At 73.6% G+C, this 21,601-nt stretch carries 18 protein-coding genes; 7 read left to right on the forward strand and 11 right to left on the reverse strand.

Annotated features, from left to right (window positions below; genetic code table 11):
* Window positions 1-3 precede the first annotated feature (3 nt).
* The 6 genes from ATJ97_RS20575 to ATJ97_RS19490 all read right to left on the reverse strand — a co-directional run bounded on the left by ATJ97_RS20575 (window position 4) and on the right by ATJ97_RS19490 (window position 4,351).
* Window positions 4-1,146 (reverse strand): GNAT family N-acetyltransferase, encoded by a 1,143-nt coding sequence (locus ATJ97_RS20575; RefSeq protein ID WP_098483708.1) that lies wholly within the window; start codon window positions 1,144-1,146, stop codon window positions 4-6.
* 108 nt (window positions 1,147-1,254) lie between these two features.
* Window positions 1,255-2,310, reverse strand: coding sequence for an endonuclease/exonuclease/phosphatase family protein (locus tag ATJ97_RS10565; RefSeq protein WP_170037377.1), 1,056 nt, complete (start codon window positions 2,308-2,310; stop codon window positions 1,255-1,257).
* Between the two features lie 113 nt (window positions 2,311-2,423).
* Entirely contained in the window at window positions 2,424-2,948 is a 525-nt protein-coding gene (locus tag ATJ97_RS10570; protein ID WP_098483710.1) for an ASCH domain-containing protein, read from the reverse strand.
* Between the two features lie 86 nt (window positions 2,949-3,034).
* Entirely contained in the window at window positions 3,035-3,706 is a 672-nt protein-coding gene (locus ATJ97_RS10575) for an alpha/beta hydrolase (protein ID WP_098483711.1), read from the reverse strand.
* An 89-nt stretch (window positions 3,707-3,795) separates the two neighbouring features.
* On the reverse strand, window positions 3,796-4,056 hold the full coding sequence (locus ATJ97_RS10580; protein WP_098483712.1) for a hypothetical protein: 261 nt from the start codon (window positions 4,054-4,056) through the stop codon (window positions 3,796-3,798).
* 97 nt (window positions 4,057-4,153) lie between these two features.
* Window positions 4,154-4,351: a hypothetical protein gene (locus ATJ97_RS19490; RefSeq protein WP_143426989.1), complete on the reverse strand. Its 198-nt coding sequence runs from the start codon at window positions 4,349-4,351 to the stop codon at window positions 4,154-4,156.
* A gap of 67 nt (window positions 4,352-4,418) precedes the next feature.
* On the opposite strand from ATJ97_RS19490, the gene ATJ97_RS10585 reads away from it, so the two are divergent.
* From ATJ97_RS10585 to ATJ97_RS10600, 4 genes are all read left to right on the forward strand, one after another.
* Window positions 4,419-5,393 carry a helix-turn-helix domain-containing protein gene (locus ATJ97_RS10585; protein ID WP_098483713.1) on the forward strand — a complete coding sequence of 325 codons (975 nt, stop codon included), beginning with the start codon at window positions 4,419-4,421 and terminating at the stop codon, window positions 5,391-5,393.
* A 271-nt stretch (window positions 5,394-5,664) separates the two neighbouring features.
* The gene (locus ATJ97_RS10590) at window positions 5,665-10,296 is read left to right on the forward strand and encodes a DUF3418 domain-containing protein (protein WP_245862379.1); all 4,632 of its coding nucleotides are present in this window, start codon (window positions 5,665-5,667) and stop codon (window positions 10,294-10,296) included.
* A gap of 328 nt (window positions 10,297-10,624) precedes the next feature.
* Window positions 10,625-11,533 carry a hypothetical protein gene (locus ATJ97_RS10595; protein ID WP_098483714.1) on the forward strand — a complete coding sequence of 303 codons (909 nt, stop codon included), beginning with the start codon at window positions 10,625-10,627 and terminating at the stop codon, window positions 11,531-11,533.
* A 203-nt stretch (window positions 11,534-11,736) separates the two neighbouring features.
* Complete coding sequence (locus ATJ97_RS10600) at window positions 11,737-12,327, forward strand: hypothetical protein (protein ID WP_143426990.1); 591 nt, start codon at window positions 11,737-11,739, stop codon at window positions 12,325-12,327.
* Between the two features lie 105 nt (window positions 12,328-12,432).
* Here the strand turns inward: ATJ97_RS10600 and ATJ97_RS10605 are convergent, their stop codons facing one another.
* The 4 genes from ATJ97_RS10605 to ATJ97_RS10620 all read right to left on the reverse strand — a co-directional run bounded on the left by ATJ97_RS10605 (window position 12,433) and on the right by ATJ97_RS10620 (window position 17,222).
* Window positions 12,433-13,272, reverse strand: coding sequence for an SDR family NAD(P)-dependent oxidoreductase (locus ATJ97_RS10605; protein ID WP_098483716.1), 840 nt, complete (start codon window positions 13,270-13,272; stop codon window positions 12,433-12,435).
* Window positions 13,273-13,425: 153 nt separating this feature from the next.
* On the reverse strand, window positions 13,426-14,190 hold the full coding sequence (locus ATJ97_RS10610; protein WP_098483717.1) for an enoyl-CoA hydratase-related protein: 765 nt from the start codon (window positions 14,188-14,190) through the stop codon (window positions 13,426-13,428).
* Between the two features lie 88 nt (window positions 14,191-14,278).
* Window positions 14,279-15,811 carry an aspartate-alanine antiporter-like transporter gene (locus ATJ97_RS10615; protein WP_098485390.1) on the reverse strand — a complete coding sequence of 511 codons (1,533 nt, stop codon included), beginning with the start codon at window positions 15,809-15,811 and terminating at the stop codon, window positions 14,279-14,281.
* Window positions 15,812-15,851: 40 nt separating this feature from the next.
* The gene (locus tag ATJ97_RS10620; RefSeq protein ID WP_245862380.1) at window positions 15,852-17,222 is read right to left on the reverse strand and encodes an NAD(P)-binding domain-containing protein; all 1,371 of its coding nucleotides are present in this window, start codon (window positions 17,220-17,222) and stop codon (window positions 15,852-15,854) included.
* A 125-nt stretch (window positions 17,223-17,347) separates the two neighbouring features.
* Between ATJ97_RS10620 and ATJ97_RS10625 the strand changes: the two genes are divergently transcribed.
* Both ATJ97_RS10625 and ATJ97_RS10630 read left to right on the forward strand, forming a co-directional pair.
* Window positions 17,348-17,953, forward strand: coding sequence for a hypothetical protein (locus tag ATJ97_RS10625; RefSeq protein ID WP_098483718.1), 606 nt, complete (start codon window positions 17,348-17,350; stop codon window positions 17,951-17,953).
* A gap of 203 nt (window positions 17,954-18,156) precedes the next feature.
* Complete coding sequence (locus tag ATJ97_RS10630) at window positions 18,157-18,984, forward strand: SprT-like domain-containing protein (RefSeq protein WP_098483719.1); 828 nt, start codon at window positions 18,157-18,159, stop codon at window positions 18,982-18,984.
* Here ATJ97_RS10630 and ATJ97_RS10635 read toward each other — a convergent pair.
* Window positions 18,941-20,590, reverse strand: a complete 1,650-nt coding sequence (locus tag ATJ97_RS10635; protein ID WP_098483720.1) for a DHA2 family efflux MFS transporter permease subunit — start codon at window positions 20,588-20,590, stop codon at window positions 18,941-18,943. The two genes, ATJ97_RS10630 and ATJ97_RS10635, sit on opposite strands and share 44 nt — an antisense overlap.
* A gap of 162 nt (window positions 20,591-20,752) precedes the next feature.
* On the opposite strand from ATJ97_RS10635, the gene ATJ97_RS10640 reads away from it, so the two are divergent.
* A complete protein-coding gene (locus tag ATJ97_RS10640) occupies window positions 20,753-21,496 on the forward strand; it encodes an SDR family oxidoreductase (RefSeq protein ID WP_098483721.1) in 744 nt (247 codons plus the stop codon).
* Window positions 21,497-21,601 lie beyond the last annotated feature (105 nt).

A 21,601-nucleotide genomic window follows, 5' to 3' on the forward strand; every position in this document is an offset into this window, starting at 1 on the left:
GGCTCAGTCCGCCTCGCCGTCGTAGCGGCGCTGCCAGGCCCCCTCGAGGCTGGCGGGCACGAACCCCATCCGCTCGTTGATGGCCAGCATGTGCCGGTTCTCCCCGGCGTTCCAGGTGTGCAGGCGCCGCAGGGCCGGCTGCGTCGTCGCGAGGAGCTGGAGGTTCGCCGCCTTGACGAGCAGACCGAGGCGGCGGCCCCGGTGCTCGCCGTGGACGAGGGTGTTGTACTGGTACGCCACCTCGGGCCGGCTGCGCGGGAGCACCACGTACGTGAACGCGACGAGCTCCCCGCCGGGCACGTGCTCGGCCGCGCTGAGCACGTAGCGCTGGTCCGCGCCGGCCAGCTCCTCCTCCATGTCCCGGATGCGCTGCGCGTCCCAGGCCTCCTCGCGGAAGTCCAGGCCCCCGAGGGGCACGTCGACGCTCATCCGCCGCTGGAGCTCGGCGAGGGAGTCGAGCCACTCCTCGGGGGCCCGGTCGGTCCACTGCACGAGGCGGTAGTCCGGCCCGGCCACCGCCTCCGCCTCGCCGCGCCACGCGGTCACCCGGTCGGGGTCCACGGGCAGGTGCAGCGTCGACTGCCGCTCGCCCTGCTCGAGGGCGAACCCGTGCCGGCGCGCGAAGCGGGCTGCGTCGTCGTCCGCGGGAATCCGGCCGACGCCGGTGCGCGGGACGACGGCGTCGCTGCCCTCGGGCGCCTCGGCCGCGTGGGAGGTCCAGGTGGTCACCGTGGCACGGCCGGCCGCGCGGATCCGCTCTTCGGCGGCGTGCCACAGCGCGGTCCCGACGCCGCGGTGCCGGGCGGCGGGCCGGACCACGACCTCCGCCTCGGCGAGGTGGTGGTTGTCGGTGCGCGGCAGGGAGAACCACGCGTAGCCGAGGACGTCTGCGGGGTCGGACGGCAGGGAGGCTCCGGCGTCGTCCCCGGCTCCCGCGCCGTCGCGGAGGGCGACCAGCAGCGTCCGGGCGGCGTGGCGCTGCTCGGCGAGCATGGCGACGAGAGCGGCGGGCGGGTCGGCGAAGTCGTCGTGGCCGAGGACGGCACGCATGGACTCGGCGAAGACCTCGTGCCACGCCTGCACCGCTGCCGACGCCGGCGCGTCGGTGTGCGGGGGCCGCGGCACCTCGACGACGCGCATCTCCATGCCGGGAGGATCGCACCGGCCGCCGCGCGGGCACCACGTTTTTTGGCGCCCACGTCCCGGGGCGGACGGAACCGAGTCACGGACTGGTCGGGTCAGGGGCTGGTCGGGTCAGGGGCTGGTCGGGTGCAGGCGCACCACGACTCCCCGGTGGTCGCTGCGACCGCGCTCGGCGACGAGCGCCGCCGTCACGTCGTAGCGGGCGGGGTCGACGAGCACGTGGTCGATTGTCGAGCCGAGGAAGACGGGCAGCCGCGAGGGCCACGTGGCGATCCCGCCGAGGCCGGCCTCCACGCCGGCGTCGACGCACCGGCCGAGGTCCTGCAGCGGTGCGTGGTCGAGGGTCGCGTTGAGGTCGCCGGCCAGGATCAGTCCGTCGGGGCCGCCGGGGCCGCACAGCCCGACGATCGCCTCCAGGTCGGTCAGCCACGCCTCGTGCGTCTCGTGGACGGGGGCCATAGCGTGCACGCCCACGAGCACCGGGCCGACGCCGGAGGCGGGCTCGGCCCGGACCGAGACGCGTTCGGTGGCCGGCCCGTCGGTCTGCACGTACTCGCCCATCGCGGAGGAGACCAGGAGCGTGGTGGTGGGGGCGTCCGCCGCGCCTTCGTGGCCGGCGCTGGCGGCGAAGACCTGGAACGTCTCGCCGTCGGCGCCGAGGTAGGTGGCGACCTGCTGCGCCTGGAGCTGCGACGTCTCGTTCAGGACGAGGACGTCCGCGCCGGTCTCCTCGGCGAGCGCCGCGACGTCGTCGGCGCCGGTGCGGCCCTCGAGGGTGTTGTAGGTCAGCACGGTGATCGTGCCGTCGCCGGCGTCGGCCTCGCGCAGGCCGCGGTCCGCGGTGAGCTCGTGCGGGTTGGCCAGCCCCCGGTCCCACACGTACCAGGCGTGCGCCGCTGCGACGCCCAGGAGGACCGCCCCGAGCAGGAAGCTCTTGTTGCCGCCGGAGAACCAGGACTTCCGCACGACGCCGACGATCAGCACGACGACGCCGACGACGGCGAAGAGCGCCGCGAGGAGCGGGCGCAGCGCGATGACCTGGACGAGCGGGTACGTGGTGGTCAGGCCCGCCCACTCCGGGTTCACCCTGGCGAGCCACTCGGGGTTGACGGTGAGCACGGCGGCGGCGCCCAGCAGCAGGACGAGGAGCCAGCCGATCACGCGCACGCCGTCATTGAAGCACCCGGGACGGGGCGGCCCGGGGTGATCGCGCGGCGTGGGCCGAGGCGATCGGCGTGGCGCGGGCAGAGGCGATCGCGTGGCGTGGGCCGCGCCCTCCTCTACCGCTGTCGGCGGGGCTTGGGATGGACGACGGCGAAGCGCTCCAGCACCACCGGCATGTCGGGCGCGAAGGTGCGTCCGACCTTGGCCAGCACTTCGGTGATGTACGCCGCGTGCGCCTCGCGCCAATGCTCCAGCGAGCCGTCACCCTCGCCCTCGGCGGCCGCGTGGTCTGCGGGGACACGGTCGAACGGCACCACCTCGACGGCCTCCGTGCGGATCAGCGCCCGCGGCTCCCCGGACCCGTCGCAGAGGATGCCGAGCGCACCCGGCTCGGGCAGAGCCTCGCCGTCGGCCTCCCACTCCCACAGGGCGCTGGAGGTGGCCGTCTTGCGGCCGGCGAGGACGAGGGCGAGGAGCTCGTCGGCCATCTCGGCACTGTCGCCGAAGGACCAGGCCGGCGGGGTGAGGGACCCCGCGGTGCCGACGCCGCCGATGGGCTCGATCTTGGTCAGCCCGAGGACCTTGCGGGCTTCGGCCCAGAAGTACTCGAGGGCGTCGTCGCTCGGGGCGGTGGTCTCCATGGGAGCGAGTCTGGCAGCAGCGCGGGGTCCGGGCCGCCCCCTTCACGCGTACCGGGCCCGCCCGTCGGGCGGTGGCGACCCGCCCGTCAGGCGTACTGAGCCTGGAGGAACGCGTGCACCTCAGCGACGGTGTCCGCGGAGACGCCGTGCCCGAGGCCGGGATGGACGGAGGCGGTGAGCTCGGAGTGCCGCGGCAGCCAGGCGTCGGTCCGGTCCACCAGGAAGGAGGCGATGACCGGGTCCGCGGCGCCGCGCGAGTAGAGCACCGGCGGGCGACGCTCGGCGAGCACGGCGTCGCCGGGCAGGTCCCCCGGCGCGACGAACCCGGACAGCAGCACCACGTGGTCGACGGCCTCCGGGCGCTGCCGCATGGCCTGGACCGCGACCGCCCCGCCCTGGGAGAAGCCCAGCAGGCCGACGGCGGACGGGGCCTCGTCCAGGCTGTCGAGCCAGTCCAGCACCGCGAGCGCCGCGGTGTTGGTGCCGTCCTCGCGCAGGCGGTCCGTCGTCGGGGTCTGGCGGTGGCCGAGAGGCCCGGCGAGCTCGCCGTCGAGCGGGAACCACTCATAGCCGACCCGATTGGTGCCGGGGGCGCGCAGGGACGCGACGACGGCGTCCGCCGGCAGGTGCGGGGCCAGTCCGAAGAGGTCGTTCTCGTTGGAGCCGTAGCCGTGGAGGAGCACCAGCAGGGGACGGCCGGCGCGGCTGCCGGCGGGAGCGGACCACCGGACGGTGTCGCGGTCGATGGAGAGGGTCATGCGGGGGTGAACCCCGCCAGGCGGCGCGGCATTCCGCCCGGCGGTCCGTCGGGCGCTCGCCGCGGGCCGGGGGTCAGCCGGCGCCGTCGTCAGCAGTCGGCGACCCCGAGCGAGGCCTGCCCCGCAGCGGTGCGCGCAGATGCCGTTGTCGTCCGTGCGCGGGCGGCGGCGACGCGACCGGCGCCGACGCGCTCACGCAGCCGCGCGACGAGGGCGGCGCCCGGCAGGGGACGCCGGACCACGCGGTCCGGCTGCTCGCGCAGGAGGCGCGCGAGCTCGGCGGCGGCCAGGGCCTCGTCCAGGCGGATCCGGCCGAGAACTTCGTGCGGGTGCCCGACGTAGGGCTCCATCGGATTTCTCCTTGTGTGTCTGAGGTGGGTGGTCAGGACGTCCGGGTGGGGTACGGGCCGGCGCCGTCGGGGCGGGGTCCGTGCGGCGTCAGCGCCCTCAGGCCGCACGCGGCGGCCAGGCGGTGCTGTCCGTCGGGTGGCTCTGCGGGGAGGGACGGTGGGTGAAGGCGTGGCCGCGGTCGTCGTCGCGGACGACGCGCAGGAGGTGGAGCGTGTAGACCGCGAGCGCCAGCCCCGCGATCAGCCAGATAAGTGGTGCGATGCCCATGGCAGAAATACTGCTGTCGTTGTTCATCTGCCACCAGTGGCAGCTATGCCCCGTTCCATCGATTTCCTGCCACATCCGTGGGACGATGGTCCGCATGATCACCAACGTGGTCGCGATCGTCTACGACGGCGTCTCCCCGTTCGAGCTCGGCGTGGTGTGTGAGTCGTGGGGCATGGACCGCTCTGAGATGGGGCTGCCCACGTTCGACTTCGCCGTGTGCGCGCCGGAGCCGGGGACCGTGCGGACGTCGATGGGGTTCGACCTGCAGGTGCACCACGGCCTGGACCGTGCGGCCGACGCCGACCTCGTCGTCATCCCGGCGGTGCCGCGCGCCGCCGACGTGCCGCCGGCGGTCGTCGAGGCGCTTCGGGAGGCGCACGCGCGCGGCGCGCGGGTGATGTCGGTGTGCTCGGGGGCGTTCGCGCTCGGGGCGGCCGGGCTGCTCGACGGGCGTCGGTGCACCGCTCACTGGATGCACACCGACGAGCTGGCCGCCCGCTTCCCCAAGGCGCACGTGGTCCCCGAGGTCCTCTACGTCGACGACGACCGCGTCCTCACCTCGGCCGGCACGGCCGCCGGGCTGGACGCGTCCCTGTACCTGTGGCGCGAGGAGTTCGGCGCCGCCGCGGCCAGCCTGGTCGCGCGCCGCATGGTGGTGCCGCCGCAGCGCGAGGGCGGCCAGGCGCAGTTCATCGCCAACCCCGTGCCCGAGTGCGACAGCGAGACGCTCGGTCCGGTGCTCACCTGGATCGTCGAGCACCTGGACGAGGAGCTCGCCGTCGACGACCTCGCCGCACGGTTCGCGATGTCGCCGCGCACCTTCGCCCGGCGCTTCCGCGCGGAGACGGGCACGACGCCGCACGCCTGGATCACCACGCAGCGCCTCCACCGGGCCGAGCAGCTGCTCGAGGGGACCGACCGGTCCGTCGACCAGATCGCGAACGACGTCGGGTTTATGAACGCCGCGACGCTGCGACACCACCTGCGGCGCGTGCGGGGGCTGAGCCCACAGCAGTACCGTCGCCGGTTCCGCACGGCCCCGCGCGAGCCGGTGGAGGTCACGGCCTGAGTGCGGAGGTGCCTGCCACGGCACCGGGCCGCAGCACCGCGGTCTCTCACGGCCCCACTTCCCCCTGGTCCTCGCTGACTTCTAGCCGGTCTGTGCGACTAGGAGCCGTCGCGAACCGTCCAGGAGTCGCACAGGGCGGCCAGGAGTCAGTTGGGCAGGCGGCAGGGGGGGACGATGGGGGCCACCCGTCCGGCGGGTTCGGACGCGCGGTCAGGCGGTGCCATCAGCCCCGGGACGAAGCCGCGGGTCGTATCGGCGACAATGGGAGATCGTGAGCACGAACCGGGACGAGTCGACGGCGGCGCAGGCAGCGTCGTCGCCCCTGCCGACCGGTGACGCCCCGGGTGATGACCGCCGACGCACGGACGAGCGCAGCGATGACGGCACCCGCGGCGACGGCGCCCGCGGTGACGGTGCGCGACGACGTCCCCGCCGCCGCGGAGGCCGCGGCCGGCCGGCGCCTGAGCGTGGACAGCAGCCCGACGGCGAGCGCGGCCGCCCCCCGCAGCGTGACAGCGGCGACGGCAGCCCCGACCGACGCGACGACAACCGGGACACCGACCGCCCGCGCGGCCGTCGTCGCGGCGGCTTCCGCCCCTACACCGAGGAGCAGCTGGCGACCCGCCGCGCCGCCCTCCCGAAGATCACCTACCCCGAGCAGCTGCCCGTCTCGGCGCGGCGCGAGGAGATCGCCGAGGCCATCCGCGACCACCAGGTGGTGATCGTGGCCGGCGAGACCGGTTCGGGGAAGACCACGCAGATCCCCAAGATCTGCCTCGAGCTCGGCCGCGGGATCACGGGAACGATCGGTCACACGCAGCCGCGCCGGATCGCCGCCCGCACGGTGGCCGAGCGCATCGCCGAGGAGCTCGGCGTGGAGCTAGGTGGGGCCGTCGGCTACCAGGTGCGCTTCACCGACCAGGTCTCGGCCACGACGCTCGTGAAGCTCATGACCGACGGCATCCTGCTCGCGGAGATCCAGCAGGACCCCCTGCTGCGCCGCTACGACACGATCATCGTCGACGAGGCCCACGAGCGGAGCCTGAACATCGACTTCCTGCTGGGCTACCTCGCCCAGCTGCTGCCCAGGCGGCCGGACCTCAAGCTCATCATCACCTCGGCCACGATCGACTCCGAGCGCTTCGCCGCGCACTTCGGGGTGCGCGAGGGCGACCGCCCGGACGGCGAGCTGGTCCGACCGGCGCCGGTGGTGGAGGTGTCCGGCCGCACGTACCCGGTCGAGCTCCGGTACCGGCCCCTCGTCCCCGACGCGGACGAGGAGTCCGACGACTCCCCCGACAGCGGCGACGACGAGAACGCCCAAAGTGCCCGTTCGGCCCCGAGAACGGGCAGCAAGGGCGTGGTCGGCGGCCGAGCCGGCGGCCCCCGCGAGGAACCGATCGACCAGGTCACCGGCATCACGATGGCCGCGGACGAGCTCATGGCCGAGGGCCCGGGCGACATCCTGGTGTTCCTGTCCGGCGAGCGGGAGATCCGGGACACCCACGTCGCCCTCGCCGAGCACCTCGGCCCCCGCTACCTCGCCCCCGGCACGGCGAAGGGGTCCGGGCTCCGGCCCGACGCCGTCGAGATCGTCCCGCTGTACGCCCGCCTCTCCTCGGCGGAGCAGCACCGCGTCTTCGAGCACCACACCACCCGGCGCATCGTGCTGGCGACGAACGTGGCGGAGACGTCGCTGACGGTGCCGGGCATCCGGTACGTGATCGACCCGGGCACGGCGCGCATCTCGCGGTACTCCAGCCGCACCAAGGTTCAGCGCCTGCCGATCGAGCCGATCTCCCAGGCCAGCGCCAACCAGCGCTCCGGCCGGTGCGGGCGCGTGGCGGACGGCATCGCGATCCGCCTGTACTCGGAGTCCGACTTCGCCTCACGGCCGGAGTTCACCGAGCCGGAGATCCTGCGCACCTCCCTCGCCTCCGTGATCCTGCAGATGGCGGCGCTCGGCCTGGGCGACGTCGCGAAGTTCCCGTTCGTCGACCCGCCCGACACCCGCGCCGTGCGCGACGGCGTGCAGCTCCTGCACGAGATCGGTGCCCTCGACCCGGCCGCCACCGACCCGCGGAAGCGGCTCACCGACGTCGGCCGCCAGCTCGCCCAGCTGCCGATCGACCCGCGCCTGGGCCGGATGCTGCTCGAGGCGCAGAAGAACGGCTGCGCCGCCGAGGTCATGGTCATCGTGGCGGCACTGAGCGTGCAGGACGTGCGCGAGCGCCCGGCCGAGCACCAGCAGGCCGCCGACGAGAAGCACCGCCGCTTCACCGACCCCACCTCGGACTTCCTCGCCTACCTCAACCTCTGGCGCTACCTGCGCACCCAGCAGCGCGACCTCTCCGGCTCGGCCTTCCGCCGCCTGTGCCGCTCCGAGTTCCTCAACTACCTGCGCGTCCGCGAGTGGCAGGACGTCGTCGCCCAGCTGCGCCAGCTGGCCAAGCCGCTCGGGCTGACGCTCAAGCCGATCGCCCTGCCCCACGAGGGCGAGATCGCGGCGACGGCGGAGAAGACCCAGGACGGCCGGCCGGACACGGCCCGGGCGGTGGTCGCCGTCGGCCGGTCCTCCGACGCCGTGAGCGCGGACGCGCTGCACCAGTCGCTGCTGGTCGGCCTGCTGTCCAACCTCGGCTCCTACGACGAGCGGCGCCGCGAGTACGCCGGCGCGCGCGGGACCCGCTTCGTGATCTGGCCCGGGTCCGGACTGGTGAAGAAGACCCCGGCCTGGGTCATGGCTGCCGAGCTGGTCGAGACCTCCCGGCTGTTCGCCCGCACCGTGGCGCGGATCCAGCCGGAGTGGGTCGAGCCGCTGGCCGGGCACCTGGTCAAGCGCTCCTACTCCGAGCCGTACTGGTCCACCAAGCAGGGCGCGGCCATGGTCAAGGAGAAGGTCCTGCTCTACGGCATGACCCTCGTGGCCGACCGGAACGTGCTGCTCGGCCGGCTCGGCGACCTCCCGATGGGCGACGTCACCGCCCGCGAGCTGGCCCGGGAGATGTTCATCCGGCACGCGCTGGTGGGCGGCGAGTGGCGCACGCACCACAAGTTCTACGCGCGCAACCGTGAGCTGCTCGCCGAGGCCGGGGAGTTCGAGAACCGGGCGCGCCGTCGTGGGCTCGTGCTCGACGAGGACGGCCTGTTCGACTTCTACGACGAGCGCATCCCGGACCACGTCGTCTCCGCGCGCCACTTCGACTCCTGGTGGAAGAAGGCGAGCCGCGAGGACCCCGAGCTGCTCACCTTCACCCTCGACCTGCTCGTCCCCGACGCCGGAGCGGTCTCGGCCACCGACTTTCCGGACACCTGGCGCCAGGGCGACCTCACGTTGCCGCTGACCTACCAGTTCGAGCCGGGCAGCTACTCCGACGGCGTCACCGTGCACGTCCCGGTGGAGGTGCTCGGACGGCTGCGGCCCGACGGGTTCGATTGGATGGTCCCGGGCCTCGCCCTCGAGCTGGCCACCGCCACGATCCGGGCGCTGCCGAAGAAGATCCGCGTGCAGCTCGTCCCGGCCCCCGACGTCGCCGCCCAGGTGGTCCAGCTGCTGCCGGACTGGGCCTCGGTGGCCCCCGCGGCGCCGGGAGCGCCGTCGTACCACGAGGCCTTCGCGACGGCGGTGCGCACCCTGCGCGACGTCGAGATCCCCGAGGACGCCTGGGACGACGAGAAGCTGCCCGACCATCTGCGGATGACGTTCCGGGTGCTCTCCGAGCGCGGCGCCGTGCTGTCCGAGGGCAAGAACCTCGTGGCGCTGCAGCGCGAGCTCGCCCCGCAGACGCAGCGGGCCGTCAGCTCCGCCGTGCGCGGGGCGGTGCGGATCGCGCTCGAGGAGGCCCAGGCGCGCTCGGGTCGGGCCGCGGGACCCGTTACCGGTGCCGCGGGCGGGAGCGGTGCCCCGGCCGGCCCGGCGGGGGCCGTCGCCGAGCCCGGGAACGGCCGTGCCTTTGGGGCCGGCCCGACGGCGATGCTGCCGGAGCAGGAGAACCTCACCACCTGGCCGGACGTCCCGGGCGGGAAGATCCCCCGCCAGGTGGAGTCGACCGGGGCGCACGGGCTCGTGGTGCGCGGGTACCCGGCGCTGGTCGAGGAGCGGCCGGCGCGGGGGGCGAAGACGGGGCCCACCGTGGCGCTGCGCGTCCTGGCCGACGCCGCCGCGCAGGTCCGCGCGCACCGCATCGGCCTGCGCCGGCTCGTGCTGATCGAGACCGCCATGAACGCCCAGCGGGTCACGACCCGGTGGACCGGGAAGGAGGCGCTGACGCTCGCCGCCAGCCCGTACCCGAGCACGGAGGCGCTGGTCGCGGACGTGCAGCTGGCCGCCGTCGGGGCGCTGGTGGACGAGTGGACCGCGAGCCAGGGCGGACGACAGGTCCGGGACGCCGCGGCGTACGGCGAGCTGGTCGCCCACGTTCGCACGCACCTGGAGGAGCGGGTGCACCAGCTGATCCGCCAGGTCGTCGCCACCCTCGACGCGCACCGCGAGCTTGAGGCGACGATCAAGGGCGCGACGTCGATGTTCCTGCTCAACACCCTCACCGAGGTGCGCGACCAGGTGGCGAAGCTCGTGCGTCCGGGGTTCATCTCCGCGACTCCGCCCGAGCGCCTGGTGCACCTGCCGCGCTACCTGCGGGCCGCGCAGCGCCGGATCGAGCGGGCGCAGCAGAACGTGCACCAGGACGCGAACCTCGCGTGGACGATCGGTGAGCTGGAGGACGCGTACGAATCCGCCGTCGACGCCTCGGAGCGGCTGGCGCCCGATCCGGCCCGCGACGCCACCCTGGAGGAGGTGCGCTGGCTCATCGAGGAGCTGCGCGTCAGCTTCTTCGCCCAGCAGCTCGGCACCCCGGTGAAGGTCTCCGAGAAGCGGATCCGCAAGGCGCTGGCGCAGGTGTGACGTCGAGGGCGCGAACCCTGCGCCTGTCCACCCCTGGCCTCGGCGTGTTGGATCACCCCGCCAACCACGTTGGAGTGGCCTCGCATTGCCGGCCAGTGAGCACGGAAGAAGCCGGGAACGGACCCGCCCGGACGGGACGGTGAAGTCCTGGAAACCGGCTGGTGAAGGGCTGGCAAAACGGCCCGAAGAGCGACACGCCGAGCGACCCGCAACACCGGGCGGGTTTCGGACGTACGTGGAGTGTTTCGACTTTCGCCGCCCTCGAGACGTCCGTACGTTGGCGCCCGCCGGTCACCGTGGCCGGCCACGTCTGAGAGAGGGAGTTCCCTTGAACAGCAAGAAGATCTGGCTCGTTTCCAGCCTGTCCGCCCTGGGCCTCGTCGGTGGTGCCTCCGGTGCCATCGCGCACCCGGTCCACGACGCCAAGCCCAGCGGCGAGATCCGTCAGAGCGCCTTTTTCGACCGGAGCGCCGAGGACGACCACGGCAAGCGTGGCCACGCCCGGGGACTCGCCCTGGGGCACCTGAAGCACGAGCTCACGGATGAGGACCGCACCGACGGCCTCAAGCTCGGCCACAGGATCGGCCTGGGGCACCTGATGTCCCACGGCCTGGGCCACCTCAACCACGACCATCCCTATGCCGGCGACGCCCCGGCGACCGAGGAGCCGGAGGCTGAGGCCCCGGTCGACGAGATTCCGGCCGACGAGGTCCCGGCGGACGAGCCCGAGGGCGAGGAGCCCACGGACGAGATTCCCGCCGAGGAGCCGGCCGACGAGGACACTCCCCCGGTGACCGAGGAGCCGGAGGCTGAGGCCCCGGTCGACGAGATTCCGGCCGACGAGGTTCCGGCGGACGAGCCCGAGGGCGAGGAGCCCACGGACCAGATTCCCGCCGAGGAGCCGGCCGACGAGGACACCCCCCCGGTGACCGAGGAGCCGGAGGCTGAGGCCCCGGTCGACGAGATTCCCGCCGAGGAGCCCGAGGCTGACGAGCCGGTCGCCGAGGAGCCTGCGGACGAGATCGTCCCGCCGGTGAACGAGGCACCGGTGGACGACGCCCCTGTGGCCGTCGAGCCGCCCGTTGAGGAGCCGGTAATCGAGGCCCCGACCGACGAGGACCCGGTGGCTGACGCCCCGGTGACCGAGGAGCCCGACGCCACCGACCCGGCCGCCGTCCCCAACCCCGAGGCCACGACCTCCGTGGACGTCAACGTCGAGGTGGCGGTGAACGAGTAAGCACCCCTCTCGTACCGCGGCACGGCCGCACCGGCTTCTGGTCGGTGCGGCCGTGTCATGTCCCGGGCGGCGCGTGCCGCCCGTCGCTCCCCAGAACATGGGACGCCCGACTCACATGGGAAACGGTCAGAGGACGTCGACAATGTTCCGGGCTCACTACGCATGCCATGCAGCGAGCTGTCCCCCTACCTAGGAGCCTCACCGTGAAGGTCCTCCCCATGCTCGCCGCCGCATCGATTGCCCTCACGGGCCTGAGCGCCTGCTCCGCGGAGGCCGAGCCGGCCGCCACGGCGGCGCCGACGGCCGCCGCACCAGCACCCGAGACGTCCGAGCCGGTCGCCGAGGAGACGGCGGAGAAGCCGCTCGCCAGCGGCGACACGATCACCGCCGAGCAGGTCGTCGGCCTGGCGGAAGGCTTCCGCGCCTACACCATGATCGATGGCTCCCAGGTGGCCATCGCTGACGCCGAGGAGCTGCCCCAGGTCGTCATCGACGACGTCGTCGCCGGCGGTAACCAGGTCACGGGCGGGGCACTGACGGCGGAGAGCAGCCAGGCATTCATCGCCTACACCGAGGGCAAGGTCGAGGAGACCGGCCGCAAGATCGTCGCGGTCTACCCCGCCACCGGGCACCGCACCCCTGAGGACGCCGAAGCAGGCAAGGTGACGTCGTACTGGGGCACCTACGCCGACATGCAGACCTTCTTCGACACCATGGACGAGGCCAAGGCTGTCGCCGACGCCTACGTCGCCACGCAGGAGCCGCTCACCCGGGTCACCATCGTCTTCGGCTGACACACCGGCAGACACCCAGACGGCCACGCGCGCTCCCCTTGCTGAGCCTGGCGTCAACGACGAGCTTCGGGAGGTTCATCCGGAGGCCCAACAAGCTCCGCCGGACTAACGCGAGTCCGCCTTCTCAGCTTCCGGCGTCGGTGCCAGCAGAGACTTCATCTTGTCGGCGATGAGGTTCACGGCCCTGCGGGGCGCGAGCCGGGACAAGAGGTCGATCATGCGGGCGTCCCTGCCGATCACCACGCGGAAGGCACCCTTCTCGATGCCCGCGAGGATCTGGCGGGCGGCCTCGGGCGCCGTCGTCAGCGACACCGACGAGTTCTCCGCCGAGGCGTTCTGGCCAGGAACCATGGCGCCGGAGTTGGCCGCAATGTCGGTCGCGACACCGCCGGGGAAGACGACCGTCACGGCCACCGGCGTGCCGCGCAGCTCGGCGTACAGCCCCTCGGTGAAGAGCTTGACCGCCGCCTTGCTGGCCCCGTAGGCCGACTGACCCGGCACCGGCGCCAGCGCGCCCATGCTCGAGACGTTGACCAGGCACGCCTCCGGCCGGGCGGTCAGGTGCGGCAGGAACGCCTTGGACATGTTCACCACGCCCCAGAAGTTCACCGCCATGACCTTCTCGATCTCCTCGTACGGCAGGTCCTCGACGCGGACGAACCGCTGGATGATCCCGGCGACACTGACGACGCCGTCCACCTGCCGGTGCGCGGCGATCACAGCGGCGGACAGCGCCTCGACGGCGGCCCTGTCCGTGACGTCGACCGTGTGGGTGGAGAGCCGCTGGTCGGCGGTGGGCACGAGCGCGGCGGTGTCCGCGAGCGCCTGGGCGCCGACGTCGACGGCCGCCACACGGGCCCCGCGGGCGAGCAGCGCGAGCACGACCTCCCGGCCGATGCCGTTGCCGCCGCCGGTGACGACGAAGACCTTCTCAGCGATCTCCATGACTGCTCCCTGGTAGCGAGGTGGACGACCGTGTCCGCCTCCTAAGTTATGGGCAGTCGGCGGCGGCGCTCGGGGACCTAGGTCTTCGACGACTGCGCACCGGCCGAGGTCGAGGTCGCGGCCGCAGACGGGCTCGCTGTGAGCCTCGCCGGGTTAGCGCCGCCGCCGCAGCAGCTGCTCGAACGCCTGCTGCGCCTCCGGCGAGCGCAGCCGCTCGAGGAAGTGACGCCCTTCCACGTCGACCCGCTCCGCGAGCGCGTCGGCGTCGCGCATGAGCGCCTTGGTGATCGCCACCGCACCGGGAGCGCGGGCGGCCACCTGTGCCGCGGACGCGCGCGCGAAGGCATCGAGCTCGTCAACCGAGACCACGGTGTTCGCGAGGCCCCAGGCATGTGCCTCCTCCGCGCTCACCGTCTCCCCGAGCACGAACATCGAGAACGCCCGCACGTGCCCGATGCGCGCAGGCAGCGTGAGCGTGGACGCCGCCTCGGGCACCAGGCCGAGGTCGACGAACGGGGCGGAGAGGAGCGCGTCCTCGGCCAGGTGGACGAGGTCGCAGTGCAGCAGCATGGTCAGCCCGATCCCGACCGCCCGCCCCTGCACCGCGGCGACGATCGGGGTGCGCGCGGTGGCGAGCACCCGGAGGAAGGAGAACGCCGCCACGGCGGCGGGTGCCGCGGCCCCGTCACTCTCGGCACCACCGACGGCCACGAAGTCCGCCAGGTCGTTGCCCGCGCAGAAGCTGTCCCCGGCCGCGCGCAGCAGGATGCACCGGACGGCGTCGTCGTCGTCGGCCCGGGCGACCGCGGCACCCAGCGATGCGTACATCGCCGCGCTCAGCGCGTTCTTCTTCTCGGGCCGGTTGAGCGTCAGCGTGAGCACACCGTCGGCCTGCTCCACCAGCACGTGGTCGCTCACCCAGGACTCCTTCGTCGACGACGGCGAGACGCGGCCAGCGTAGCGCCGGCACCGGGCCGGACCGGGCGCCAGCGACGCCGCAGCGGCCCTACGCCGCCCCGACCACCTGCACGAGCACGATCTTGGCGATGATCCCCAGTGCGAACAGGGCCGCGTAGCCGGCGTCGATTCGCTCGTCCACGGTGCGGCCGTTGGCGTAGGCGAGGATCGCCGGCTGCCCGACGAACCCGGCCAGCCCGCCGGCCGCGCGAGGCGCCGACGTCCCGACCAGCCTGGCGAGCCCGACGAACGCGAGCGCCGCCACCGCGACGACCACCACCGCGAGCGCCACGATCTTCAACCCGGTCAGGCTGAACGCCGACGCCGCGAACGCCTGGCCGGACGCGAGCCCGGTGGCACCGAGGAAGAGCAGCAGCCCCAGCTGGCGGATGGTGAGGTTCGCCGGGCCGGGCAGGCCCCACACCAGCGGGCCGGTGCGCTCGAGCCGGCCGAGGATCATCCCGACCACCAGCGGACCGGCCGCGGAACCCAACGCGAACGTGACCCCGCCGGGCAGCGGCAGCGTCACCAGGCCCACCAGCAGGCCGAGCGCCAGCCCGATCCCGAGCGAGAGGGCGTCGATCTCGCTGACGCGCCGCTGCGAGTCCCCGAAGAGCTCCTTCAGCCCGTGCACCTGCCCTCGCGGGTAGACCACGCGGACGCGGTCGCCGAGCTCGAGCACCAGGTCCTCGTGCGCGAGGAGGTCGAGGTCGCCCCGCTTGACCCGGGTGACGACACCGTGGAACCGCTCGGGCACGTCGAGATCGCCGACGGTCCGGCCGGCCACGGCACGGTTGGAGACGATGAACCGCCGGTAGTCGACCTCGCTGCGGTCGTGCGCGAGGTGCTCGCTCACCCGGCGGCCGAGGTGCTGACGCGCGCGCCGCACGGCGTGCTCGGGCCCGACGACCACCACCCGGTCCCCTGCCCGCAGCTCCTCGTCGGAGGCGACGACGCGGGTCTCGCCCTCGCGCTCGAGGTAGGACAGGCGCACCTGCCGGTCGGCGATCCCCGGGATGTCCAGGAGCCGGGTCGGGTTCTCGACCTCCACGCTGATGTCGATCAGCCCCACGCCGGCCACCGGGTCCGGGTCGCGGCGGGTCTGCCAGGGGCGCGCGAGGACGACGGCGACCACCAGGATCGTCACGACCACGCCGACGGGGTAGGCGAGCGAGTACCCGACGGCGGGCTCCTCGCTCCCGGCCTGCGCCGTCGCCGCCGCGAGCGCCGGGGTGGAGGTGAGCGAGCCGGCGAAGGTGCCGGCCTTCAGGGCAGGGGGGAGCCCCAGGGCACCACCGAGCAGCATCGTGACGACAGCGACCACCGCCAGGACGACCACGGAGCCCCCCATGAGCGGCAGCTGACTGCGCAGGTCACGGAAGAACCCGGAGCCCGCGGCCAGCCCGACCGTGTAGACGAACAGGGCGAGGCCCAGGGACTGCACGAGCCCGAGCCCCTCCCCCAGGCGCGGGTCCATCGCACCGACGGCGAGCCCGACGAACAGCGCGCCGGCCGGGCCGAAGCGCACCGGCCCGAAAGGGATCATGCCGACGAGGGTCCCGAGGGCGACGACGAGCATCATCGTCAGGAGGGAGGAGGAGGCGAGGACGTCGAGCACGGTTCTAGCGTTCCACCCCGGCGCCGACGAGCGTCCGCGCCCTCGCGTTCCGTCCGTCACCCTGGCTCGCGCCGGCGGCGTCGGGCCCGACGGCGGAGCCGCCGTCGTCCCCGGAGCGCAGGTGCGTGAGGATGCGCGTGACCGCCTCTCGGCCGGCGCGGTTCGCGCCGACCGTGGACGACGACGGCCCGTACCCGATGAGGTGCAGGCGCGGCTCGTCGGCCACCTGGGTGCCGTCCATGGTGATGCCGCCGCCGCGGCCGCGCAGGTGCAGCGGGCGCAGGTGGTCCAGCGCGGCGCGGAAGCCGGTGGCCCAGAGGATGACGTCGGCCGGCTGGAAGGAGCCGTCGGCCATGCGGACGCCGTCGGGCTCGATGCGGGTGAACATGGGGTGCCGGTCGAGCACTCCGCGCTCGGCGGCCGCGCGGAGCTCGGGCCGCCAGATCAGTCCGGTGACGGAGACGACGCTCAGCGGTGGCAGCCCCTGCCGGACGCGCTCCTCGACGAGGGCGACCGCCCGGCGTCCGGCCTCGGGGTCGAAGTCCTCGTCCCGCCAGACGGGTTCGCGGCGGGTGACCCACGTCGTCTTCGCCACGTGGGAGATCTCCTCGAGCAGCTGGACTGCGGAGATGCCGCCGCCGACGACCACCACGTGCCGGCCGGCGAACTCCTGCGCGCTGACGTAGTCGGCCACGTGGAGCTGGCGGCCGCGGAAGCTCTCCTGGCCGGGGTAGTAGGGCCAGAACGGCTTCGTCCAGGTGCCGGTCGCGTTGATGACGGCTCGGGCGGCGAACGTGCCCGCGTCAGAGGCGACGAGCAGGCGGCCGTAGGGGTCGTCGTTGGCACGACGGACCTCGCGGACCTTCACCGGGCGGAGGACGCCGAGGTGGAGGGTGCGCTCGTAGTCGGCGAAGTAGGCGGGCAGGACGTCGACGCTGGGCGCCTGCGGGTCAACCTCGGGCTGGGCCATCCCAGGCAGGTCGTAGATGTTGTTGACGGTCGCCATGCGCAGGGAGCGCCAGCGGTGACGCCAGGCCCCGCCGGGTCCGTCCTCGGCGTCGAGGATGACGTACGTCCCCGCCCCGTGTGAGCGCGAGACGTCATCTCCCGCGCGAGAGGTCATGTCCTCCGCGCCCACCCCCTCCGGGCGCGAGACGTCATCTTCTCCGCGAGAAGTCGTTTCCTCCTCCGCGCCGAGCGCCGGGACGAACCCGCGACGGCGAAGGTGGTAGCCCGCCGAGAGTCCGGCCTGCCCCGCGCCGATCACGACGAGGTCGACCGGGACAGCCTCGCAGGCGGGGCCGCCTGTCTCGTCGGGACGAGCGCGCGCCGCCTCGAGGCCGGCATGCGGCATCGAGAGCGGAGAGGTGGTCATGTCCGTGACAACGCGGGCCGACGACAAAGGCTTCCGGACGGCGCCGTGGCATCGGCCACGGCACGGCTGTGTCAATGGTACGTTGACACCACGTCAAGGGGTTCTTGACATGAAGGGAGCGAGCGATGGCTGAACCAGCTGCACCGAGCCTGACGGACGAGGCCGCCAGCCACATCCGCGAGGCGGTGACCACCGCGGTGCTCACCGCGCACGACGGGCTCCCCGACGCGCTCGAGAGCGACCCTGCGGCGCACCTGCTGCTGGTCGCCTCGGCCCGGGAGGCGGCAGACCAGACGGCGGCCCTGCTGCGCTCGGCCGTCGACGGCGCCCGGTCGGCCGGCCACAGCTGGGAGGCGATCGGTCAGGTCCTCGGCGTGAGCCGCCAGGCCGCCCAGCAGCGGTTCGCCGCGCCACGCCCCGTGGAAGGGGCGGGTGGTGACGCGGGGTCGGCGAGGGCGTCCCGTCGGGTGATCACCCCGGTCACGGCCTTCACCGAGATGGCCGCGCTCGAGGAGGCGGGGCGCCACGGCTGGCACGTCGTCAGCTCCGGGACGCTGCACCACCTGGTGGAGAAGTCCCCGTGGCAGTGGGAGCACCGGCGCACGGTCTGGAGCACCGGCGCCCGGCTGCGGCGCATGGTCGACGACGGCTGGGAGGTGGCCGGGGACGTCTCGTTCCCCTGGACGTACTTCAAGCGGCGCACCGACCGGCCCGCCGAGCCCGAGGAGTGACTGCGGCGCCCGCGTCCCACACCGGCGTCCCACTCCGGTCGTCCACAGCCCGGCGGGCCCGACCAAGGCGTTCCACACCGGCGACGCCCGGTGTCGGCGGCGCCCCGTAGTCTCGATGACGTCCGGTCAGCAGACCGGCTGGACAGCGGCGGCAGTCGGTCCGGGGAGTCAGGGAGCCGGGGAGTCGGGGAAGGAGCACGTGCATGGAGCTGCGGGCGGTGCGCGCTCTCGGGGTGGAGCTCCTCGCGCTCCACGGCCTGACGTCGTGGCGGTTCGCGTTCGACAACGCGAAGCGCCGGGCCGGTGCGTGCAAGTTCGACACCCGCACCATCTCCGTCTCCCGCCACCTCATGGCGCTGTACTCGGAGGAGCACGTCCGGGACACGATCCTGCACGAGATCGCGCACGCCCTCGTCGGCCCGAAGCACGGGCACGACCGCGTCTGGCGGGCCAAGGCCCTGGCGATCGGGTGCTCCGGATCCCGGCTCGTCGACGCCGACGCGCCGCGGGCGCCCGCGCCGTGGCGCGGGACCTGCCCGCACGGTCACACGTACGACCGGCACCGCCGCCCCGCACGGCCCGCCAGCTGCACCCGGTGCGACCGACGGTTCAACCCCGACTACCTGCTGACCTGGACGTTCCACGGCCGGGCCACCTCCCCGGGCCCGCAGTACGAGCGCGAGCTCTCACGCCTCCTCGGTGCCCGCAGCCGTCGCGGCGGCGACCGGGCCGGCCTGCCGATCCCGGGACTGCCGGACGCCTTCGGTGCCGCCGGGCGCGCCGCAGCCAGCGCGGCGTCGGACGCGGCGGCCCGCGGTGGCACGCTCGCCCCCGAGCGCGACCCTGCCCGCGACCTGGCGGCCCGAGGTCGCCTCACGCCGGGCACGGTCGTCCGCATCACCGCCCCGGGGAAGTACTTCGGCAGCAGGGTCACCATCCTCAAGAGCGCCCGGACCCGCTACCACGTACGCCGCGGCGAGGACCGCCTCACCGTGCCCTTCGCCTATGTCGAGCCGGTGCCCCCGCGCTGACCGGTGGCTCCTGCGGTGTCGCGCCGATCCGCAGGCTCGAGAGCAGCCCGACGACGAGCGCCCCCGCGGCGATCCAGGCCGCGAGCGAGGCCCCGTCCGTCATCGCCGCGCGGGCGGCGTCGGCCACGAACGCCGTCTGCGGGTCGGCGGCGAGCCGGGCGATCACGCCGCCCGACGTCGCGTTGACCGAGTCGACGAGCGGCTGGACCGCCGGGTTCGCGGCGACCTCGGCCGCGAGCCGGTCCTCCGTGCCGAGCTTGAGGGTGCTGAAGAACGCCGTGCCGAGCACGGCGATGCCGAGCGCGGAACCGGTCTGCCGCGCGGTGCTCTGCGTCGCCGAGCCTTGACCGCTGCGTTCCACCGGCACCTCCGCGAGCACGACGCTCGTCAGCTGCGCGGTAGCGAGCCCCACCCCCATCCCGTAGACGAAGAGCACCGGGGACGTCAGCCATGCCGTGCTGTCAGGTCGGATGAGCAGCGCGAGGGAGGAGATCGCCAGGATCTCGAGCAACAGCCCGACGCGCACGACCCGGATCGGCGACAGCCTGCGGGAGAGCCCCGCCACCGCCCCGCTGGCCAGGAAGGCGCCGACGGCGAGCGGCAGAAGGGCCAGCCCGGCCTCGAACGCCGTGTAGCCGAGCACGTTCTGGAACCACAGCGGCAGCGACAGGATGAGGCCGAACTCGCCGAAGCTCACGATGAGCGCGGTGACGTTGCCGTTCGCGAACGAGCGGATGCGAAACAGGGTGAGGTCGAGGACAACTCCCTTGCCGGCCCGCCCACGAGCCCGTTCCCACAGCACGAAGCTCGTGAGGGCGACGAACGCGACGACGAAGGCGAACGGCACGGGCGAGAGGCCGCCGACGGTGAACGGTGCCGTGGGCTCAGCCGCCCACCAGCCGTAGTTGCGCCCCTCGATCAGGCCGAACACGAGTGCACCGAACCCGACGACGGACAGCAGCGCGCCCCTGAGGTCGAGCCGCTGCAGCGCCCCGGTCGCCGTCTCCCTCGACTCGGCGACGAACAGGAGCAGGCCCGCGACGATCAGCACGCCGACGGGGATGTTGATGCCGAAGGCCCACCGCCAGCTGGCGTTCTCGATGAGCCATCCGCCGGCGAGCGGACCGATCGCGGCCATGGCGCCGATCGTCGAGCCCCACACCGCGAATGCGATGGCACGCTCGCGCCCGTGGAAGTTTGCGTTGAGGAGCGCGAGCGAGGTGGGCAGGATCATGGACCCGCCGAGCCCCTGGAGCGCGCGCCCGGTGATGAGCACGGCACCGCTGCCCGCCACCGCGCACAGCACGCTGGCGAGGAGGAAGAGCGTGACGCCGGTGAGCATGATCCGGCGCCTGCCGAAGCGGTCCGCGACGCGTCCCCACGTCAGCAGGAGCGCCGCGAAGATCAGCGTGTAGACCTCCTGCACCCACTGGATCTCGGTGCTGGAGATCCCCAGGTCCGCGACGATCGAGGGCACCGCGACCGAGACGATCGTCGAGTCCATGATGATGAGGGCGACGCCGAGGCTGATCGCGAGCAGACCCCACCACCGGAACCGGACGAACCGGTCGGGCCTGGACGTGCTCGGGGGGATGCGCTGAGCCATGGCAACTCCTAGGGCCGGTGCCCGACGGCGCAACGTTAGTCGACCCCGACGCTCTCCTTGCCGGGGATCGACGCGGCTCCGTGGCCGGTCACCCGTCGGTAGGGTCTCGCCGGGAAGAACGGGCCGGACCGGTCCCCTGCGCGAGCGAAGGAGAGCCGAGAGATGGACGACGCCGGAACCTGCGGCAGCGAGAGCACGTCCCGAGGGCGGCGGGTGCTCGTGACCGGAGCGACCCGCGGGATCGGACGGGCCGTCGCCGTGGCACTGGCCCCGGACTTCGAGGTGGTCGTGGTGGGCCGCCGGGCCGAGGACGTCGCCGCCGTCGTCGAGAGTGTGCGCACGGAAACCCCGGGCGCCGCGGCGACCGGACTGTTGCTGGACCTGGCGGACATCACCTCCCTCGCGGGCGCGTGCAGCGAGCTCCCCGACCTCGACGGCGTGGTCCACTGTGCCGGCGTGGAGGGCACCGCCTCCGCCGCGGACCTCGAGCCCGAGTTCCTCGCGTCGGTCCTGGCCGTGAACCTGAACGGACCGGTCGAGCTGACACGCCAGCTGCTGCCCGGGCTGCGGCGCCGCCGCGGCAGGGTGGTGTTCGTGAACTCCACAGCAGCGCTGCAGACGTTCGCCGGCTGGGGCGCCTACTCTGCGTCCAAGGCCGCGCTGCGCGCGTACGCGGACACGTTGCGGGTCGAGGAGCGCCCTCACGGGGTCGGCGTGACCTCGGTCTTCCCTGGCCGCACGGACACGGGCATGCAGCGGGACATCGCCGCCAAGCGCGGCGCCGAGTTCGATCCGACGACAGCGATGAGCGCGGCCTCGGTCGCTGCCGCCGTGCGCCACGCGCTGACCGCGCCCGCCGACGCCGAGGTCACCGACCTGACAATCACGCCGGGCCCGCGGGGCTGACCGCGGCGTTCCCCTCGCTGCCCCCGAGAACTCCCGGCCCGCAGCGTGGAACCACGAGGCGGGCGGCCCCGAAGGACCGCCCGCCGTGCACGTCAACGCGAGCGA

The organism is Georgenia soli, from assembly GCF_002563695.1.
GTDB classification, from domain to species: Bacteria; Actinomycetota; Actinomycetes; order Actinomycetales; family Actinomycetaceae; genus Georgenia; species Georgenia soli.

Excerpts from the sequence above, each read along its gene's own strand:
- ATJ97_RS20575 (WP_098483708.1), bottom strand. The coding sequence starts at position 1,146 with ATGGAGATGCGCGTCGTCGAGGTGCCGCGGCCCCCGCACACCGACGCG.
- ATJ97_RS10570 (WP_098483710.1), bottom strand. The coding sequence starts at position 2,948 with ATGGAGACCACCGCCCCGAGCGACGACGCCCTCGAGTACTTCTGGGCC.
- ATJ97_RS10575 (WP_098483711.1), bottom strand. The coding sequence starts at position 3,706 with ATGACCCTCTCCATCGACCGCGACACCGTCCGGTGGTCCGCTCCCGCC.
- ATJ97_RS10580 (WP_098483712.1), bottom strand. The coding sequence starts at position 4,056 with ATGGAGCCCTACGTCGGGCACCCGCACGAAGTTCTCGGCCGGATCCGC.
- ATJ97_RS19490 (WP_143426989.1), bottom strand. The coding sequence starts at position 4,351 with ATGAACAACGACAGCAGTATTTCTGCCATGGGCATCGCACCACTTATC.
- ATJ97_RS10585 (WP_098483713.1), top strand. The coding sequence starts at position 4,419 with ATGATCACCAACGTGGTCGCGATCGTCTACGACGGCGTCTCCCCGTTC.
- ATJ97_RS10605 (WP_098483716.1), bottom strand. The coding sequence starts at position 13,272 with ATGGAGATCGCTGAGAAGGTCTTCGTCGTCACCGGCGGCGGCAACGGC.
- ATJ97_RS10615 (WP_098485390.1), bottom strand. The coding sequence starts at position 15,811 with ATGATGCTCGTCGTCGCCCTCGGGACCCTCGTCGGCATGATCCCTTTC.
- ATJ97_RS10620 (WP_245862380.1), bottom strand. The coding sequence starts at position 17,222 with ATGACCACCTCTCCGCTCTCGATGCCGCATGCCGGCCTCGAGGCGGCG.
- ATJ97_RS10625 (WP_098483718.1), top strand. The coding sequence starts at position 17,348 with ATGGCTGAACCAGCTGCACCGAGCCTGACGGACGAGGCCGCCAGCCAC.
- ATJ97_RS10630 (WP_098483719.1), top strand. The coding sequence starts at position 18,157 with ATGGAGCTGCGGGCGGTGCGCGCTCTCGGGGTGGAGCTCCTCGCGCTC.
- ATJ97_RS10635 (WP_098483720.1), bottom strand. The coding sequence starts at position 20,590 with ATGGCTCAGCGCATCCCCCCGAGCACGTCCAGGCCCGACCGGTTCGTC.
- ATJ97_RS10640 (WP_098483721.1), top strand. The coding sequence starts at position 20,753 with ATGGACGACGCCGGAACCTGCGGCAGCGAGAGCACGTCCCGAGGGCGG.